Origin of the sequence: Actinomadura sp. GTD37, assembly GCF_041951365.1 — a bacterium.
Classification (GTDB): domain Bacteria; phylum Actinomycetota; class Actinomycetes; order Streptosporangiales; family Streptosporangiaceae; genus Spirillospora.
Window position 1 is genome coordinate 20,395 of sequence record NZ_JBGNUS010000003.1, and the last position, 17,331, is coordinate 37,725.

Genomic DNA, 17,331 nt, shown 5'->3' on the forward strand with positions numbered 1-17,331 from the left:
GCGGCGGCCCCCGCGCGGGCGCGGGCGGCGGTCAGATGGTCGGGCCGTAGTCGGTGCACTGGGGGGTGAAGCCCGGGGTGGCGGGGCCGAGGGCGTTGAGGACGAGTTGCGTGACCGGCCCGTCGAACCACAGGCCGGAGTGGCCCACCGGGTCGTCCGGGCACAGGTCCTGGATCAGGATGTTGGTGGAGTCGCCGCCGTGCAGGAACGAGTTCGCCAGCGGCGTGACCGTGGTGTCGTGCGACGTCGCGATCGTCAGGTAGCGCACTCCGGGGACGGTGTCGCCGTCGGCGAACAGCGCGTTCTGGAAGTCGGACCCGTCCTCCTGCTGGGTGTACGCGGGCGCTCCGGCGAAGCGGAAGGCGTCGTTGACCAGCCCGAGCACGTTCAGCGACCGGGCGAGGTCGACCAGCCCGCCCATGGTGGTGCCGTGGTTGGTCGGCGCGAGACCGATCATGGTGCGCACCTCGGCGGCGCCGCCGAGGCGCTTGATGTAGTAGTTCGGCATCATCCCGCCCTGGGAGTTGCCGATCACGTCGACCCGGGCGGCTCCGGTGGCGTCCAGCACCCGGCCGACGAACGCGCTCATGGTGCGCGCCGACGCGGTGACGTCGCCGAGCCCGTAGACGCGGCCGAGGCTGGCGGACGTCTCGCCGTAGTTGAACGCGTAGACGCAGTAGCCGGCGTTGGCGAGCGTCGGCGCGAGGCGGGCTCCGGAGAAGCCGAGGTTGGACGTCGTGCCGTGCACGAGCACCACGGGGTACGGGTGCTCGCCGGACGGTTCGCAGGACCAGTCGTTGGCGCCGGCGACCGCGTCCGGGCTGAAGAGGTAGTTGCCGACCGCCGTCGCCAGGTCGCCGACGGGGTGGGTCGTCTCCGCCGTCGCGGGCGTCGCGGCGGCCCCCGTGTAGGTCGCCGCGCATGCCGTCAGGACGGCCGCGGCCAGGCCGCGCCGGAATCGGTGTCCTCTCATATGAACAACGCTATCTATATGACGGGCGGCCGACCATGGCCGCGCTGACAAGGAACCCGGCCCGGCTTCGTACCCGACGACGATCAGGCGTGGACGTGCGCGTTGTAGAGGCGCTGGAGCAGGTCGTTGAGCCGGTCGCGTTCGGCGGGGCTCAGGGAGCGGAGGAACTCGTCGTGGCCGTGGGCGGCGGCCTGGCCGACGGTGTCGATGAGGCGGGTTCCGGACGGGGTGAGGGTGACGACGCGGCGGCGCCGGTCGGTGTCGTGGGGGCGCCGCTCGGTGAGGCCCGCCGCGGTCAGGGAGTCGAGCACGGCCACGATGTTGCGGGCGTCCATGGCGGCGAGCTCGGCGAGGCGGCGCTGGCCGAGCGGCCCCTGCTCCTTGAGCACGATCATGACCGCGTACTGGTTCTGGGTGATCCCGTGGCCGGACAGGAAGGCCGTCCAGGAGCGGGCGGCGAGGGAGCCGAGGCGGGCCAGCAGGAAGGGGGTTCCGCGTTCGTAGGCGATGCCGCTCATGGGCGCCAGGCTAGTACATCGACATAGTTCATGTTCATCTGGTAGACATGAAACATGCCTACTACAGTGAGTCACGACATGGTCGCCGTCGAGGACGTCATGCTGCACGTCGCCGAAGCGGGTGATCCGGCGGGGCGGCCGTACCTGTTCCTGCACGGGTGGCCGGAGTCCTGGCGCACCTGGACGGGGGTCATGCGCGCCGCCGGGGCCGGCGACCGGCTGATCGCGATCGACCTGCCCGGCATCGGCGGGTCGTCCGGGAGCGTGGCCGGCGGGGCGAAGGCGCGCATCGCGGAGGTCGTCCACGGGCTGGTCGAGAAGCTGGGCCTCGACGGCCTGACGCTCGTCGGGCACGACGCGGGCGGGATGGTGGCCTACGCCTACCTGCGGCGGTACGGCGCCGACCGCGTCGTCATCATGAACACCGTGATCCCGGGGGTGGCCCCGTGGTCGGACGTGGTGGCCAACCCCTACATCTGGCACTTCGGCCTGCACTCCGTGAAGTCGCTTCCCGAGGCCCTGGTCCGCGGACGCCAGGCCGAGTACTTCGACTACTTCTACGACGTCCTGTCGGCGGACCCGGCGAGGATCACCGGCGAGTCGAGGGGCGCGCACGTCGCGGCCTACCGGGACGACGCCGCGCTGTCCGCGGGCTTCGACCTGTACCGGGGCTTCGGCCAGGACGTGCGGGACAACGCGGCCTTCGCCGAAGGGCCCCCGGCGGACACGCCGCTGCTCTACCTGCGGGGAACCCACGAGGGCGGCGACATCGCCGCGTACGAGCGGGGGCTGCGGGACGCGGGAGTCCGGGACGTGACGACCGGCGTCCTGCCGGAAGCCGGCCACTTCGCACAGGAGGAAACGCCCGCGGCGGTGTGGCGGGCGATCCGTGATTTCAGTGTTCGACGTGCGGCGGAGTGACGGTCGACGATCGCATTTCGCCAGGTGAGAGCCGGTGAGTGAAGCGGCGGTGGCAGGCCGGAACGGCGCATGTTACCGTAAAGTCTCGAACTGGTAACGGAGTGAGTAACTCAAGCCGGTCGATCTTTGATTATCGCAATGCGGCGGTATGGAACGCGAGGCGGGCGCGTCCGGAGTAGAACGCCCCCCTGACCGCGCCGATCGGAGCCTTCATGAGCAAGTGTCCGAGAGAGCATGCCGCCCGGTTCACCGCGAGTAGCCGCCATCGTCCGAAACGGGAGGTCGCCGGATTCCGGGGGCGGTCTTGACGCCGCGGACCATTCTGATCGTCGACGGCCACACCCTCGTCCGGCAGGGTGTGCGGGAGATCCTCGAAGAGGACGACGCGCTGAAGGTGGTGGGCGAGGCGGGCGACGGCGAGGAGGCCGTCGCGGTGGCCGCCGACCAGCGACCCGACGTCGTCCTGTTGGAGGTCGGCGGCCACGGCCAGGACGCCGTCACCACGGTGCGGCGCATCCGGCGGCACTCGCCGGACACGAAGGTCATCATCCTCAGCATGCAGGAGGGCCCGGAGCTGCTGCGGGCGCTGCTGGAGGCGGGCATCCGCGGCTACCTGCTGAAGACGGTGACGCGGCACGAGCTGGTCGCCGCGATCCAGGCGGTGGACGACCCCGAGCGCATCGTGCTCAGCGTCTCGCGGCGCAGCCTGCCCGAGGACGACGGGGCGCAGCCGGTCCAGCTCACCGAGCGGGAGCGGCAGGTGCTGGAGCTCACCGCGCAGGCGCTCACCAACCGGCAGATCGGGAACCGGCTCTCGCTCACCGAGGCGACGGTCAAGCGCCACCTCCGCAACATCTTCGCCAAGCTCGGCGCCGGGTCGCGGCTCGACGCGGTCAACCGCGCGGCCCTCGCCGGTCTCATCGAGCCCCCGCGGAACACGCTCTAGCGGGGCCTCGACGAGACCGGCGGGCCGGGCTCTGCGGGGACGCGAACCGGGCTCGACGCGTCCGTCCTACGTTGTCGGCGATCGTTCGCCCAGCGGAGGGACCGCCGTGCTTCGCCAGATCCGACCCGTGGAGGCCAGCAAGTTCCGGACGGTGATGCGCGGCTTCGCCACCGGAGTGACGGTGGCCGCCGCCGACTCCGGGGACGGGCCCGCCGGGACGACGATGAACTCGTTCACGTCCGTCTCGCTCGAACCGCCGCTCGTCCTGTTCTGCATCGGATCCGGGTCGCGGACGTGGCCGGTGGTGCGCCGGGCGGGCTGCTTCGCCGTCAGCTTCCTGTGCGCCGGCCAGGAACCCCTCGCGCGCCGGTTCGCGGCGCGCGGCGTGGACCGCTTCGCCGGACACGAGGTCGCCACGGCGGCGACGGGCGCACCGGTGCTCGCCGAGGCGGCGGGCTTCGTGGACTGCACGCTCGTGGACGCCATGGAACTCGGCGACCACCGCGTGGTCGTCGGCCTGGTGGTGGCGGCGGGCTGCCTCCGCGACGCCAGGCCGCTGGTCTTCGCCGACGGAGGTTACGGAAGTGTCTGAGATGCGGGACCGCATGGCCGGGCTGGAGGCCGAGCGCCGCGCCGCCGCCGAGGCCGGCGGCGACAAGGCCCTGCGGGCGCAGCGGGCCAAGGGGAAGCTGACGGTGCGGGAACGGCTCGACCTGCTGTTCGACAAGGGCACCTTCACCGAGATCGAGACGTTCCGGCGGCACCGGGCGCAGGGCTTCGGGATGGAGCGCAAGCGCCCGCCGACGGACGGCGTCGTGGTCGGCTGGGGGCTGGTCGGGGGCCGGCGGGTGTTCGCCTACGCGCACGACTTCCGGGTCTTCGGCGGCAGCCTCGGCGAGGCGCACGCCGGCAAGATCCACAAGATCATGGACCTGGCGGCGAAGGCGGGCGCGCCGCTCGTCGGGCTGTGCGACGGGGCCGGGGCGCGCATCCAGGAGGGCGTGACCGCGCTCGCCGGATACGGCGGCATCTTCCAGCGCAACGTCCGCAACTCCGGGGTGATCCCGCAGATCAGCGTGATGCTCGGCCCGTGCGCGGGCGGGGCGGCGTACTCGCCGTCGCTCACCGACTTCGTCTTCATGGTGCGCGACACCGCGCAGATGTTCATCACCGGCCCGGACGTGGTGGGCGCGGTCACCGGCGAGACGATCACCCATGAGGAGCTGGGCGGCGCCGAGGTGCACGCGGCCCGGACGGGCGTCGCCGAGGCGGTGTACGACGGCGAGGAGGAGTGCCTCGCGGACGTGCGCCACCTGCTGTCGCTGCTGCCGTCCGACAACACGCGCTTCGCGCCCGAGCAGCCCACGGCCGATCCGCCGGACCGTCCCTGCCCGGTGCTGCGCGACCTGGTGCCGGCCGATCCGAAGGCCGCCTACGACGTGCGCGCGGTCGTCGAGGAGATCGTGGACGACGGCGAGATGTTCGAGATCCACGAGATGTGGGGGACCACCGTGGTGTGCGCGTTCGTCCGGTTCGCGGGCCGGGTCACCGGCCTGGTGGCCAACCAGCCCGCGCGGACGGCCGGGGTCCTGGACATCACCGCCGCGGAGAAGGCGGCCCGGTTCGTCCAGTTCTGCGACGCGTTCAACCTTCCGCTGGTGACCCTCGTGGACGTGCCGGGCTTCCTGCCCGGGGTCGACCAGGAGCACGGCGGCATCATCCGGCACGGCGCCAAGCTGCTCTACGCCTACTGCGACGCGACCGTGCCGCGCGTGCAGCTCGTCCTGCGCAAGGCGTACGGCGGCGCGTACATCGTGATGGACTCGCGGTCGATCGGCGCGGACGTGTCGCTCGCCTGGCCGACCAACGAGATCGCCGTGATGGGCGCCGAGGCCGCCGTGAACGTGGTGTACCGGCGGGAGATCGCCGCCGCCGACGACCCCGAGGCCGAGCGCCGCGCCCGCGTCGAGGACTACCGGCGGGAGTTGATGGGGCCGTTCCACGCGGCCGAGCGCGGCCTGGTGGACGAGGTGATCGACCCGGCCGAGACGCGCGTCCGGATCGTCGACGCGCTGGACATGCTGGCGGACAAGTACGCGTCCCGGCCCAGCCGCAAGCACGGGAACCAGCCGCAGTGAGCGCCGACATCGAGATCGTGCGGGGCCGCCTGGACGAGCGGGAGCTGGCGGCGCTCGTCGCCGTGCTCCTGGACGAGCGCGGCGATCGCGCGGCGGAGGCCGCCGCTCCGCACGGGGCGGAGCGGCGGCCGGGGCCGCGCTGGGATCCCGAGGGGCTCAGCCCGCCGCGCCCGGCGTCCGCTCCACGACGGCCGCGGACCAGGTGAAGCCCGCCCCGACCCCGGCGAGCAGGCAGCGCTCGCCGGGCGCGAGGCGGCCGGACCGGGTCAGCTCGCCGAGCCCGGCGATCTGGTCCCCGGCGCCGAGGTGACCGATCCGGCTGCCCCAGTCCCACGTCGTCCGCGCCCGGTCGATGCCGAGCGGCTCGAAGAACTGGACGTCCATCTTCGGCAGTCCCAGGTGGGGCAGGACGAACCAGTCCACGTCCGCGCGCTCGACGCCGGCGTCCGACAGCGCGCCCTCGACCGCGCGGACCTGCCCGTCCCGCAGCCGCCGCAGCACCTCGGCGAAGCCGAGTTCGGAGACGGCCTCCTCGCGCGGCGCCTCGGCGTCGATCGGGCGGGCCGCTTCGAGCGGGGCGTCCGCGAACGGGCGCGCGCCCCGGCCGAGCTTCTCCAGGCCGGGGTCCGAGACGGAGAACGCGCTGCGCAGCCGGACGCCGTCCGGGGCCGCCGCGCCGCGCGCCAGGACCATCGCGGTGCCGCCGTCGCCGCAGATCGTGCCGGGGTCGGTGCGCCAGCGGTCGAAGCCCGGCAGGGCGAACCGGTCGCCGGTCGACACCAGCGCCTTGCTCCCCGCCGGCCGGGCCGCCAGATACGCGGCGGCCAGCTCGATCGCGGCCATGCCGCCGTTGGACTGCTGCCCCACCTCGACGGCCGGGCAGGCGTTCCCCAGCGCCTCGCGCTGCACGTACGAGGCGGCCGCCCACAGGTCGTGCCCCTGGTAGTGGACGCTGGCGTGCAGGACCAGCTCGATGTCGGACGGGTCCGCGCGGGCGTCCGCCATGGCCCGCCGCGCGGCGTCCGCGGCCATCGCCGGCGGGGCCTCCTCGGCGACGCACACGGCTTCGATGCCGGTGCGCCAGACGTCTTTGCGGGCGCAGAGGCCCCGTCTCTGCGCGTCGGCCGTCTCGATCGCGTCGGGCAGGTGACGACCGGTCCCCGCCACGTAGATGTCCTCGTACCTCATGCCGTGAGCGTCGCAGCCGCCCGTCAGGGAGCTGTCGAGGACGGGTCGTCGCGCCCCGCCCGCGACCCGCCCGACCCGGTCGCGGCGCCCGGCGCGAATGACCCTAGGCCGTCTCTCGACGCGGGCGGCCTAGACAGGACGCATGACTGAGGACCACCGACCCGGCGGGGGACGCCCGCTGCCGATCGCGCTGCTGATCCCGGGCCAGGGCGCGCAGCGCCCGCGGATGGCCGCGTCCCTGTACGGCGCCGACGAGGGCTTCACCCGCACGATGGACGAGGCGTTCGCGCTGATGGGCCCGCGCGGCCCGCACGTGCGCGCGCAGTGGCTCGCCGAGCGGCCGTCGCCGGAGTTCGACGACGTCACCGTGGCGCAGCCGCTGCTGTACGCGGTCGGGTACGCGCTGGGGCGCACGATGGCGGACCGCCACGGGCCGCCGGACGCGCTGCTCGGGCACTCCGCCGGCGAGATGGTGGCCGCCGCGCTCGCCGGGGTCTTCGACTTCGCCGACGGCATGCGGCTGATGACGGCGCGGCTGCCGGCGCTGGCCGCGACGGAGCCGGGCGGGATGCTCGCGGTGGCGGCCTCGGTGCGGGAGGTCGAGCCGCTGCTCGGCGGGGACGTGCACCTGGCGGCCGTCAACGCGCCCCGGCAGCTGCTGCTCGCGGGGGCGGAGGAGCCGCTCCGCCGCGCCATGTCCCGGCTGAAGGCGGACGGGAGGACGGTCCGGCGCGTCCCGGCGCGGCAGGCGTTCCACAGCCCGCTCGTGGCGGAGGCGTCGAACCGGGCCGGCGACGGGTGGGCGGGCGTCGCGCTGCGGCCGCCGTCCGTGCGGCTGTACTCGGCCTACGAGGCCGCGCCGCTCAGCGCGGAGCGGGCGTGCGACCCGTCCTTCTGGATCGGGCAGCCCGCCCGGACCGTCCATTTCGCCCGCGCGCTGGACCGGCTCCTGGACGACGGCGACCACCTGCTCGTGGAGACCGGGCCGGGGCAGAGCCTCACGATGCTCGCCCGCCGCCACCCCCGCGTCCTCGCCGGACGCAGCCGGGTGCTCGGGCCGACGGAGGAGCTGATACCGCAATGAGCACTCCCATCGCCGTCATCGGCATGTCCGCCCGCGTCCCCGGGGGGCCGGGCCTGGAGGAGTTCTGGTCGCTGCTGTGCCGCGGCGGCGAGGCGATCCGTCCCGCGCCGGAGGGCCGCGCGAGCGGCCCCGGCGGCTTCCTCGACCAGGTGGACGGCTTCGACGCGGCCTTCTTCGGCGTCCCCCGGCGGGAGGCCGCCGAACTCGACCCGCAGCAGCGCCTGATGCTCGAACTCACCTGGGAGGCGCTGGAGGACGCCCGCGTCCTGCCCGCGTCGCTGCGCGGGGGCCGCACGGGGGTGTTCGTCGGCGCGATGGCCGACGACTACGGGCTTCTCCAGGCCCGCGACGCCGCCGGGGCGTCGCCCTTCACGCTGACCGGGACGCGGCGCGGCTTCATCTCCGGGCGCGTCTCGCACGTGTTCGGCCTGCGCGGTCCCAGCGTCACCGTCGACACCGCCCAGTCGTCCTCCCTGGTGGCGGTGTACCAGGCGGCGCAGAGCCTGCGGGACGGCGACTGCGAGCTTGCCGTCGCGGGCGGCGTGCAGGTGAACCTGGCGGAGGAGAGCCACGAGGCGCTCCGGGAGCTGGGCGCGCTGTCGCCGGACGGGCGGTGCCGTCCCCTCGACGCGGACGCCAACGGCTTCGTGCGCGGCGAGGGCGGGGGCGCGGTGGTGCTCAAGCCGCTCGACGCGGCGCTGCGGGACGGCGACCGCGTGCACTGCGTGATCCTGGGCGGCGCGGTCAACAACGACGGCGCCACACCGGGGCTCACCGCCCCCAGCCGGGACGCACAGGAAGAGGTCCTGCGGCTCGCCTGCGAACGGTCCGGCGTCGAGCCGGGCGCGGTCCAGTACGTCGAGCTGCACGGCACCGGGACGCGGCGCGGCGACCCGGTGGAGGCGGCCGCGCTGGGCCGGGTGCTCGGCGCCGCCCGCCCGCCGGGCGATCCGCTGCTGGTCGGCTCGGTGAAGGCGAACATCGGCCACCTGGAGGGCGCGGCGGGCGTCGCCGGGCTCATCAAGACGGCCGCCGGGATGGCGCGCGGGCGGCTTCCCGCGACGCCGAACTTCGCCGAGCCCAACCCCGAGATCGACCTCGCGGGCCTGAACCTGCGGGTCTGCGGCCGTCCCGGCGACTGGCCGGAGGGCGACCGCCTCGCGGGCGTCTCGGCGTTCGGGCTCGGCGGCGCCAACTGCCATCTCGTCCTCGCCGGGCCGCCCCGCGCCGCCGCCGGAGCGGCCCCCGCCCCGGTCGCCGGACCCGTCCCGTGGGTGGTGAGCGGACGTTCGGAGGAGGCGCTGCGCGCCCAGGCCGGGCGGCTCGCCGACCTCGCCGCGACGCGGCCGGACGCCCGGGACGTCGGCTACTCCCTCGCGGTCGCGCGGACGGCGTTCGAGCACGGCGCCGTCGTGACCGGCGACCACGCGGCGGGCCTGCGGGAGCTGGCGGCGGGCCGCGACGCGCCCGGAGTCGTCCGGGCCCGGAGGCGCGACGGCCGCACCGCCCTGCTGTTCCCGGGGCAGGGCGTGCAGCGCGCGGGCATGGGCCGCCGCCTCTACGCGACGTATCCGGAGTTCGCGCGGGCGCTGGACGAGGTCGGCGCCGCGCTGGAGCCGGCGCTCGGCGCGCCGCTCGCCGAGGTGCTGCGCGGCGACCGGCTGGACCGCCAGGACCTGCTGCAACCGGCCGTGTTCGGCGTCGAGGTGGCGCTCTTCCGGCTGCTGGAGTCGTGGGGCGTCCGGCCGGACGCGGTCGCGGGCCACTCGCTCGGGGAGATCACCGCCGCGCACGTCGCCGGGGCGCTTCCCCTCGGCGACGCGGCGGAGTTCGTCGCGGCGCGGGGACGGCTGTTCGAGCGGCTGCCGTCCGGCGCCGCGGTCGCGGTCGAGGCGGGCGAGGACGAGGCCCGCGCCGTCCTCGCGGACCGGCTCGACCGCGCCGGCGTCGCCGCCGTCAACGGCCCCCGGTCGGTGGTCGTCGCGGGGGACGAGGCGGTCGTGGCGGCGGTGGCCGAGCACTTCGCCGGATCCGGGCGGCGCACCAAGCGGCTGCGGATCGGCCGGGCCGTCCACTCGCCGCTCGTCGAGCCGATCCTGGCCGAGCTGCGCGCCGTCGCCGCCGGGCTGGACTGGCGGCGGCCGGACGGCGGACCCCGGATCGTCTCGTCGGTGACGGGCGCGGAGGCGACCGCCGAGCGGCTCGCCGACCCCGCGCACTGGGCCGCCAACGCCCGCCGGACCGTCCGGTTCGGCGACGCCCTCCGGGCGCTGCACGCGCTGGGCGCGCGGCGGTTCGTCGAGGCCGGTCCCGGCACCGCGCTGACCGACCTGCTCCCCGCGAACGTCGCGGATCCCGCCGTGACGGTCCTGCCCTGCCTGCCCGGCGACCGGGACGAGGCGGAGGGCGCCGCGGCGGCCCTCGCCGGCGTCCACCTCTCCGGGGGGCGGGTGGACTGGCGCGCCTTCTTCGGGACGGACGCCCGCCTGACCGACCTGCCGACGTACGCGTTCCAGCGCGACCGCCACTGGTTCGACGCCGTCCCGGACGAGACGGCGCCGGCCGCCGCGGGGACCGACACCCGGCGGCTGGTGACCGAGACGCTCGAACAGGCCCTCGGCGCCGGCGCGGCGGCCGACCTGGACGCGCCCTTCCGGGAACTGGGGGTGGACTCGCGGACGGCCGTCGTCATCCGCGACCGGCTGTCGGCCGCCCTCGGCCGCGACCTGCCCGGCTCCCTCCTCTTCGACCACCCCACCGCCGCGGAACTCGCCGACGCCCTGCGTCCGGAGCCCAACGGTCGGTCGGCCGCCCGGCCCGCGCCCGCCCGCGAACACCGCGAGAGCGACGACGACATCGCGGTCGTCGCGACGAGCTGCCGCTATCCGGGCGGCGTGCGCTCGCCGGAGGACCTCTGGCGGCTGGTGGACACCGGAACCGACGCGATCGGGCCGTTCCCGGACGACCGCGGCTGGGACCTGGACGAGCTGTCCGGGGGCCCGGCCGAGGGCGGGTTCCTCGACGGCGCCGCCGAGTTCGACGCGGCGTTCTTCGGGATCTCGCCGCGCGAGGCGGCGGGGATCGACCCGCAGCAGCGGCTGCTGCTGGAGACCGCGTGGGAGGCGTGCGAACGGGCCGGGCTCGGCCGCGACGCGCTGCGCGGCAGCCGCACCGGCGTCTTCGTCGGCGCCACCGCGCAGGACTACGGCCCGCGCCTCGCCGAACCCGAGGACGGCACGCGCGGCCACCGGCTCACCGGCACCACGCCGAGCGTGGCGTCCGGGCGCATCGCCTACGTCCTCGGGCTGCGCGGCCCCGCCGTCACCGTGGACACCGCGTGCTCGGCGTCCCTGGTCGGCGTGCACATGGCGGCGCAGGCGATCCGGCAGGGCGAGTGCGACACCGCGCTCGCGGGCGGCGTGACCGTGCTGGCGACGCCCGGCATGTTCCTGGACTTCGGCCGCCAGCAGGGCCTCGCCGCCGACGGCCGCTGCAAGGCGTTCTCCGCCGCCGCCGACGGCACCGCGTGGGCCGAGGGCGCGGGGCTGGCCGTCCTGCAGCGGCTGGGCGACGCGCGGCGGGCGGGACGTCCCGTCCTGGCCGTCCTGCGCGGCAGCGCCGTCAACCAGGACGGCGCCAGCAACGGGCTCACCGCGCCGAACGGCACCGCGCAGGAGCAGGTCATCCGGGACGCGCTGGACCGCGCCGGACTCGGGCCCGCGGACGTGGACGCGGTCGAGGCGCACGGCACGGGCACCGCGCTGGGCGACCCCATCGAGGCGGGCGCGCTGGCCCGCACCTACGGCGCCGCCCGCGGCGGGGACGGCCCGGTGTGGCTGGGCTCGCTCAAGTCCAACATCGGGCACGCCCAGGCGGCGGCGGGCATCGGCGGCCTGATCAAGATGGTGGAGGCGCTGCGCGCCGGGCGGCTGCCCCGCACGCTGCACGTCCGCGAGCCGTCCGGGCACGTCGACTGGGGCGCGAGCGGACTGGCCCTGCTCACCGAACCGGTGCCGTGGCCGCGCGCGGACCGCCCCCGCCGGGCCGCCGTCTCCTCGTTCGGGATCAGCGGCACCAACGCGCACGTCATCGTCGAGGAGGCCGCGGCGCCGCCCGCCGGAGAGCCGGACCGTCCCGGCCCCGTCCCGCTGCCGCTGTCGGCGCGCACCGGCGCCGCGCTGCGCGCGCAGGCCGAACGCGCCCGCGAGTTCATGGCCGCGCACCCGGAGGAGCGACCCGCCGACATCGCCCGGACGCTGGCGGCCCGCACGCCGATGCGATGGCGCGCCGTCGTCGTCGGCGACACCCGCGACGACCTCATGGACGGCTTGGAGACGCTGGCGGGCGGGGCCCGGGTCCCGGCGGCCGTGCGCGGCTACCGGTCGCCCGCCGTCGTCCGCGCCGAGGCGCGCGACGCGTCCGATCCGGTGTTCGTGTTCCCCGGGCAGGGGGCGCAGTGGCGGGGCATGGCCCTCGGACTGCTGCGCGAGTCCCCGGTGTTCCGCGAGCGGATGGCCGAGTGCGAGCGGGCGCTGTCCGCCCACTGCGGCTGGTCGCTCCAGGACGTGCTGGAGAACGATCCGCTGGACCGGGTGGACGTCGTCCAGCCGGCGCTGTTCGCCGTCATGGTGTCGCTCGCCCGGCTGTGGGAGTCGGCCGGCGTCCGCCCGGCGGCGGTGGTCGGGCACTCGCAGGGCGAGATCGCGGCGGCCTGCGTGTCCGGCGCCCTGTCCCTGGACGACGCCGCGAAGGTGGCGTGCCTGCGCAGCCGCGCGCTGCGGAAGGTCGCGGGCAGCGGCGGCATGGCCTCGGTGCCGCTCCCCGCGGACGAGATCGAACTGCCCGCGCGGGTGTGGACGGCGGCGGTGAACGGGCCGTCCGCCACGGTCGTCGCCGGGGACGCCGACGCGCTCGACGGCCTCGTCGCCCGGCTCCAGGACGCGGGCGTCGACGCGCGGCGCGTGGACGTCGACTACGCCTCGCACACCGAGGCCATGGAACCGATGCGCGACCCGCTCCTCGCCGACCTCGCCGGACTCTCCCCGGCCGTCCCGGCCGTCCCGCTGTGGTCCACGCTGACCGGCGGGCCGCTCGACCGGCCGATGGACGAGCGCTACTGGTTCGACAACATCCGCGGCGCCGTGCGGTTCCAGGACGCGGTGGACGCGCTGATCGACGCCGGGCACACGCGGTTCGTCGAGGTCGGCCCGCATCCGGTGCTGGCCCGCGCGATCGCCGGGACGGCGGGCGACCGGGACGTGACCGTCCTCGGGACGCTGCGCCGGGACGGCGGCGGGCTCGCGCAGTTCCTCACCGGCGCCGCCGCGGCCCACGTCGACGGCGTGCCGGTCGACTGGGCCGCGTTCGTCCCCGGAGGGCGGATCGTGCCGATGCCGACCTACCCGTTCGAGTCCCGGCGCTACTGGCGGTCGGCCGGGACGCCGGGCCCGGCGGGCGTCGCGGGCGCGGCGAAGGCCGGGCATCCGCTGCTGGACGCCGAGGTGGACCTGCCCGGCGGCGGTGTCCTGCGCACCGGACGGCTGTCCGTCGCGCGCCATCCGTGGCTCGCCGGCCACGAGGTCGCGGGCGAGATCCTGCTGCCCGGGACCGCCCAGGTCGAGATGGCCTGCTCGGCGGGCGCGCGGGTCGGCCGCCCGCGGCTGCGCGAACTGGTGCTGGAACGTCCGCTGCCGATCCCCGCGTCCGGCGAGGTCGAGGTCCGCCTGCTGGCCGGTGCGGACCGGTCGGTCGTCATCGAGTCCCGGCCCGGCGGCGCCGGAGACTGGACCCGGCACGCCACCGGAACCCTGGACGACGCCGCCGAGCCCGTCCCGGCGGCGCACACCGGGAAGTGGCCGCCGCCCGGCGCGGAACCGCTGCCGCTCGACGGCGCCTACGACCGGCTCGCCGAACGCGGCTACGGCTACGGCCCGGCCTTCCGCGGCCTGCACCGCGCCTGGCGGGACGGCGACGACCTCTACGCCGAAGTCAGCACCGACGAGGACCGGGACGCGCATGGCGTCCACCCCGCGTTGCTGGACGCCGCCCTCCACCCGCTGCTCCTGCCCGGCGAAGGCCCCCCGGACGTCCCGTTCGTGTGGAAGGGCGTCTCCTGCGAGCCCACCGCGACCTCGTCGCTTCGCGTGCGGCTGATCCGCGCCGCCGACGGGACGGTCCGGCTGGACGCCGCCGACGGCGAAGGACGCGCGGTCGCCGCCGTCGAGTCGCTCGAACTGCGTCCGCTCGTCGGGGACGAGCCCGGCGGCCTCTACGAAACGGCATGGCGTGAGCTGACCGACGAACCAGACGGCGATCCACCCGAGGCGCACATCGTGCCCGTCCCAGACCTGGACGGCCTCATGCCGGACGACGCCCACCGCGCCGCACGAGCCGTCCTGGAAAAGCTCCAGAGCATCCCGGATTCCGAAACCGTCGCCGTCATCACCAGGAACGCGCAGTGCGTCCTCCCCGGCGACGCGGTCGCCGGGCTGGCGCAGGCGACGGTGACCGGGCTCGTGCGCTCCGCCCGCTCCGAGCGCCAGGGCCGCCTCGTCCTGATCGACGGCGACGGCGACCCGCGCTCCGAGGAGGCGCTGCCCAAGGCGCTCGCGACCGGAGAAGCGGAACTGGCCGTCAGGCAAGGCCGCCTGTACGCGCCCCGGCTGGCCCGTCCCGGCGACGACGAACTGACCCCGCCGGACGACGGCCCGGCCCCGTGGCGGCTGGACGTCACCCGCCGGGGAACGCTGGACGATCTGGCGCTCGTCCCCGCACCCGAGTCCGGGCGGCCGCTCGGCGAGGGCGAGGTCCGCATCGCCGTCCGCGCCTCCGGGCTGAACTTCCGGGACGTCGCCGTGGCGCTGCGCCTGGTCTCCACCGAACGGACCATGGGCAGCGAAGGGGCCGGGATCGTCACCGAGACCGGGCCCGGCGTCACGGCGCTCCACCCGGGAGACCGGGTCACGGGCGTGTTCGAGCGCTCCCACGGACCGGTCGCGGTCGCCGACGCCCGCCAGGTCGTCCCCCTGCCGCCGGGCTGGACGTTCGCCCGCGCCGCGTCGGTGCCGGTCGTCTTCGCCACCGCCTACCAGTGCCTCGCCGAGATCGCGGAGCTGGGGCGCGGCGAGAGCGTGCTGGTCCACGCGGCCACGGGCGGCGTGGGGCTGGCCGCCGTCGGGCTCGCCCGGCACCTGGGCGCCGAGGTGTACGCCACCGCGAGCCCGCCCAAGCAGCACGTCCTGCGCGAACTGGGCCTCGACGACGACCACATCGCCTCGTCCCGCGACCTGGAGTTCGAGGAGCGGTTCCGGGGGCGGATCGACGTCGTCCTCAACTCGCTGGCCCGCGAGACCGTGGACGCCTCGCTGCGCGTGCTGCGCCCCGGCGGCCGCTTCGTGGAGATCGGCAAGACCGACGTCCGCGACCCCGCCGCCGTGCGGGCCGAGCACCCCCATGTCCGGTACGCGGTGTACGACCTGCTCAGCGTCGAGCCCGAGCGGATCGGGGACGTCCTGCGGACCGTGCTCGCCCTGCACGACGACGGCGCGTTGCCGCCCCTCCCGCTCCAGACCCGCGACGTGCGGCGGGCCCCCGAGGCGCTGCGGACCCTGCGGCACGCCGGACACGTCGGCAAGCTCGTCCTGACCATCCCGCCGCCCGCGTCCTTCGGTCCCGGCGGGACGGTGCTCATCACCGGCGGGACGGGACGGCTCGGCGCCCTCCTGGCGCGGCACCTCGTCCGCGAGCACGGCGTGCGCAGGCTCGTCCTGGCGAGCCGGAGGGGGCGAGCCGCCGGAGGCGTCCCCGAGCTGGAGGCGGAGCTGACCGGCCTCGGCGCCGAGGCCGCCTTCCCCGCCTGCGACACCGCCGACCGGGACGCCGTGGCCCGCCTGCTGGCCGAGCATTCGCCGACCGCCGTGGTGCACGCCGCCGGGACCCTTGACGACGGGCTCGCCGCGACGCTGACCGGCGAACGCGTGGACGCCGTCCTGCGCCCCAAGGTCGACGCCGCCTGGCACCTGCACGAGCTGACCCGGGACACGGACCTGACGGCGTTCGTCCTGTTCTCCTCCGCGGTCGGCGTGCTCGGCGCCCCCGGGCAGTCGAACTACGCCGCCGCCAACACCTGGCTGGACGCCCTCGCCGGTCACCGGCGCGCCCAGGGCCTGCCCGCCGTCTCGCTCTCCTGGGGGCTCTGGGACGAGCGCGGCGGCATGACCGGGCACCTGTCCGGCGAGCAGGTCGGCCGGCTGCGCCGCACCGGGATCGCGCCGCTGCCCGCCGACCGGGCGCTGGCCCTGTTCGACGCGGCGCTGCGGGCATCGCGCGGCCACCTCGTCCCGCTGGACCTGGACGTCCGCGACGTGCCGCCGGGCACGGTCCCGATGCTCGCCGACGTCGTCCGCCCCGACCCGGAGCCCGCCGGGGACGGCGCGGCGTCCGGCGCCTGTCTCGCGGAGCGCCTGCGCGGCGTGTCCGGCGAGGACCTGGGACGCGTCCTGACCGCGGCCGTGTGCGACACCGCCGGAGAGATCCTCGGATACCCCGAGCCCGGCGCCGTCGGACCGGACGACGCGTTCAAGGAACTCGGCTTCGACTCCCTGCTCAGCGTGGACCTGCGCAACCGGGTCAACCGCGAGCTCGGGATCGAGCTGCCGACCACCGCGGTCATGGACAACCCGACCCCCGCCGAACTGGCCGGGGTCATCCGGGCGGCACTGCCGCCCGGTCACGGCACCGCCGATCGGAAGGAGAAGGACGATGAGTGAACAGCGCGACCGCCACGCCTTCGTGAGCGGGGCGACCAGCGGCATCGGCCGCGCGGTCGCCGAGCGGCTGGCCGGGGAGGGCGCGCGGGTGTTCCTCTGCGCGCGGGACGGCGAGGCCGTCGCCCGGACGATCAAGGAGTTGCGGGACGCGGGCGGCGACGTGGACGGCGCCGCCTGCGACGTCCGCGACGCGGACCAGGTCCGGTCCCTGGTCGAGGAGGCGAACTCGGCCGGCCCGGTCAACGTCCTGGTCAACAACGTCGGACGCGGCGGCGGAGGGCAGACCGCGCAGATCCCCGACGAACTGTGGGACGACGTCATCGCCACCAACCTGACCAGCGTCTTCCGCGTGACGCGCGCGTTCCTGGCGTCCGGGCTGAAGGACGCCGGCTGGGGGCGCGTCATCAACATCGCGTCCACGGCGGGCAAGCAGGGCGTCGTCCTCGGGGCGCCGTACTCGGCGTCCAAGCACGGCGTCGTCGGCTTCACCAAGGCGCTCGGCCTGGAACTGGCCAAGAGCGGCGTCACCGTGAACGCCGTCTGCCCCGGCTACGTCGAGACGCCCATGGCGCAGACCATCCGCCGCGGCTACGCCGACTACTGGGACGTCACCGAGGGCGAGGTGCTGGCCCGCTTCGAGGCCAAGATCCCGCTCGGCCGCTACACGACGCCCGAGGAGGTCGCCGCGATGGTCGGCTACCTGGCCGGTCCCGACACCGGGGCGGTCACCGCGCAGGCGATCAACGTGTGCGGCGGCCTGGGCAACTTCTGAGGACCGGCGACTTCCGAGGAGTA

General features: G+C 75.6%; 11 protein-coding genes. 8 read left to right on the forward strand and 3 right to left on the reverse strand.

The genetic code is table 11. The features are described 5' to 3' along the window. Positions 1–31: 31 nt before the first annotated feature. Positions 32–973 carry an esterase/lipase family protein gene (locus ACA511_RS18545; RefSeq protein ID WP_375025632.1) on the reverse strand — a complete coding sequence of 314 codons (942 nt, stop codon included), beginning with the start codon at positions 971–973 and terminating at the stop codon, positions 32–34. 83 nt (positions 974–1,056) lie between these two features. Beyond that, positions 1,057–1,491 carry a MarR family winged helix-turn-helix transcriptional regulator gene (locus tag ACA511_RS18550; RefSeq protein ID WP_375025633.1) on the reverse strand — a complete coding sequence of 145 codons (435 nt, stop codon included), beginning with the start codon at positions 1,489–1,491 and terminating at the stop codon, positions 1,057–1,059. A gap of 54 nt (positions 1,492–1,545) precedes the next feature. On the opposite strand from ACA511_RS18550, the gene ACA511_RS18555 reads away from it, so the two are divergent. The 5 genes from ACA511_RS18555 to ACA511_RS18575 all read left to right on the forward strand — a co-directional run bounded on the left by ACA511_RS18555 (position 1,546) and on the right by ACA511_RS18575 (position 5,702). Further along, positions 1,546–2,412 carry an alpha/beta fold hydrolase gene (locus ACA511_RS18555; RefSeq protein WP_375025634.1) on the forward strand — a complete coding sequence of 289 codons (867 nt, stop codon included), beginning with the start codon at positions 1,546–1,548 and terminating at the stop codon, positions 2,410–2,412. A gap of 304 nt (positions 2,413–2,716) precedes the next feature. Next, a complete protein-coding gene (locus ACA511_RS18560; protein WP_375025635.1) occupies positions 2,717–3,358 on the forward strand; it encodes a response regulator in 642 nt (213 codons plus the stop codon). Positions 3,359–3,464: 106 nt separating this feature from the next. Beyond that, the gene (locus tag ACA511_RS18565; RefSeq protein WP_375025636.1) at positions 3,465–3,950 is read left to right on the forward strand and encodes a flavin reductase family protein; all 486 of its coding nucleotides are present in this window, start codon (positions 3,465–3,467) and stop codon (positions 3,948–3,950) included. Position 3,951: 1 nt separating this feature from the next. Continuing rightward, positions 3,952–5,496, forward strand: coding sequence for an acyl-CoA carboxylase subunit beta (locus ACA511_RS18570; RefSeq protein ID WP_375026277.1), 1,545 nt, complete (start codon positions 3,952–3,954; stop codon positions 5,494–5,496). Next, positions 5,493–5,702: an acyl-CoA carboxylase epsilon subunit gene (locus ACA511_RS18575; RefSeq protein ID WP_375025637.1), complete on the forward strand. Its 210-nt coding sequence runs from the start codon at positions 5,493–5,495 to the stop codon at positions 5,700–5,702. The genes ACA511_RS18570 and ACA511_RS18575 overlap by 4 nt, the downstream gene beginning before the upstream one ends. Here ACA511_RS18575 and ACA511_RS18580 read toward each other — a convergent pair. Further along, positions 5,653–6,684: a ketoacyl-ACP synthase III family protein gene (locus ACA511_RS18580; protein ID WP_375025638.1), complete on the reverse strand. Its 1,032-nt coding sequence runs from the start codon at positions 6,682–6,684 to the stop codon at positions 5,653–5,655. The genes ACA511_RS18575 and ACA511_RS18580 overlap by 50 nt on opposite strands. Positions 6,685–6,826: 142 nt before the next feature. On the opposite strand from ACA511_RS18580, the gene ACA511_RS18585 reads away from it, so the two are divergent. Genes ACA511_RS18585 through ACA511_RS18595 form a run of 3 tightly spaced genes read left to right on the forward strand, consistent with a single transcriptional unit; the run spans position 6,827 to position 17,308 of the window. Next, entirely contained in the window at positions 6,827–7,768 is a 942-nt protein-coding gene (locus ACA511_RS18585) for an acyltransferase domain-containing protein (protein WP_375025639.1), read from the forward strand. Then, positions 7,765–16,536 carry a type I polyketide synthase gene (locus ACA511_RS18590; RefSeq protein WP_375025640.1) on the forward strand — a complete coding sequence of 2,924 codons (8,772 nt, stop codon included), beginning with the start codon at positions 7,765–7,767 and terminating at the stop codon, positions 16,534–16,536. Before ACA511_RS18585 ends, ACA511_RS18590 begins: the two co-directional genes overlap by 4 nt. Next, complete coding sequence (locus tag ACA511_RS18595) at positions 16,529–17,308, forward strand: SDR family NAD(P)-dependent oxidoreductase (RefSeq protein ID WP_375025641.1); 780 nt, start codon at positions 16,529–16,531, stop codon at positions 17,306–17,308. The genes ACA511_RS18590 and ACA511_RS18595 overlap by 8 nt, the downstream gene beginning before the upstream one ends. Positions 17,309–17,331 lie beyond the last annotated feature (23 nt).

Bases quoted from the DNA above. Each gene is read 5' to 3' on its own strand.
- ACA511_RS18545 (WP_375025632.1), bottom strand. From the start codon at position 973: ATGAGAGGACACCGATTCCGGCGCGGCCTGGCCGCGGCCGTCCTGACG.
- ACA511_RS18550 (WP_375025633.1), bottom strand. From the start codon at position 1,491: ATGAGCGGCATCGCCTACGAACGCGGAACCCCCTTCCTGCTGGCCCGC.
- ACA511_RS18555 (WP_375025634.1), top strand. From the start codon at position 1,546: ATGCCTACTACAGTGAGTCACGACATGGTCGCCGTCGAGGACGTCATG.
- ACA511_RS18570 (WP_375026277.1), top strand. From the start codon at position 3,952: ATGCGGGACCGCATGGCCGGGCTGGAGGCCGAGCGCCGCGCCGCCGCC.
- ACA511_RS18580 (WP_375025638.1), bottom strand. From the start codon at position 6,684: ATGAGGTACGAGGACATCTACGTGGCGGGGACCGGTCGTCACCTGCCC.
- ACA511_RS18585 (WP_375025639.1), top strand. From the start codon at position 6,827: ATGACTGAGGACCACCGACCCGGCGGGGGACGCCCGCTGCCGATCGCG.
- ACA511_RS18590 (WP_375025640.1), top strand. From the start codon at position 7,765: ATGAGCACTCCCATCGCCGTCATCGGCATGTCCGCCCGCGTCCCCGGG.
- ACA511_RS18595 (WP_375025641.1), top strand. From the start codon at position 16,529: ATGAGTGAACAGCGCGACCGCCACGCCTTCGTGAGCGGGGCGACCAGC.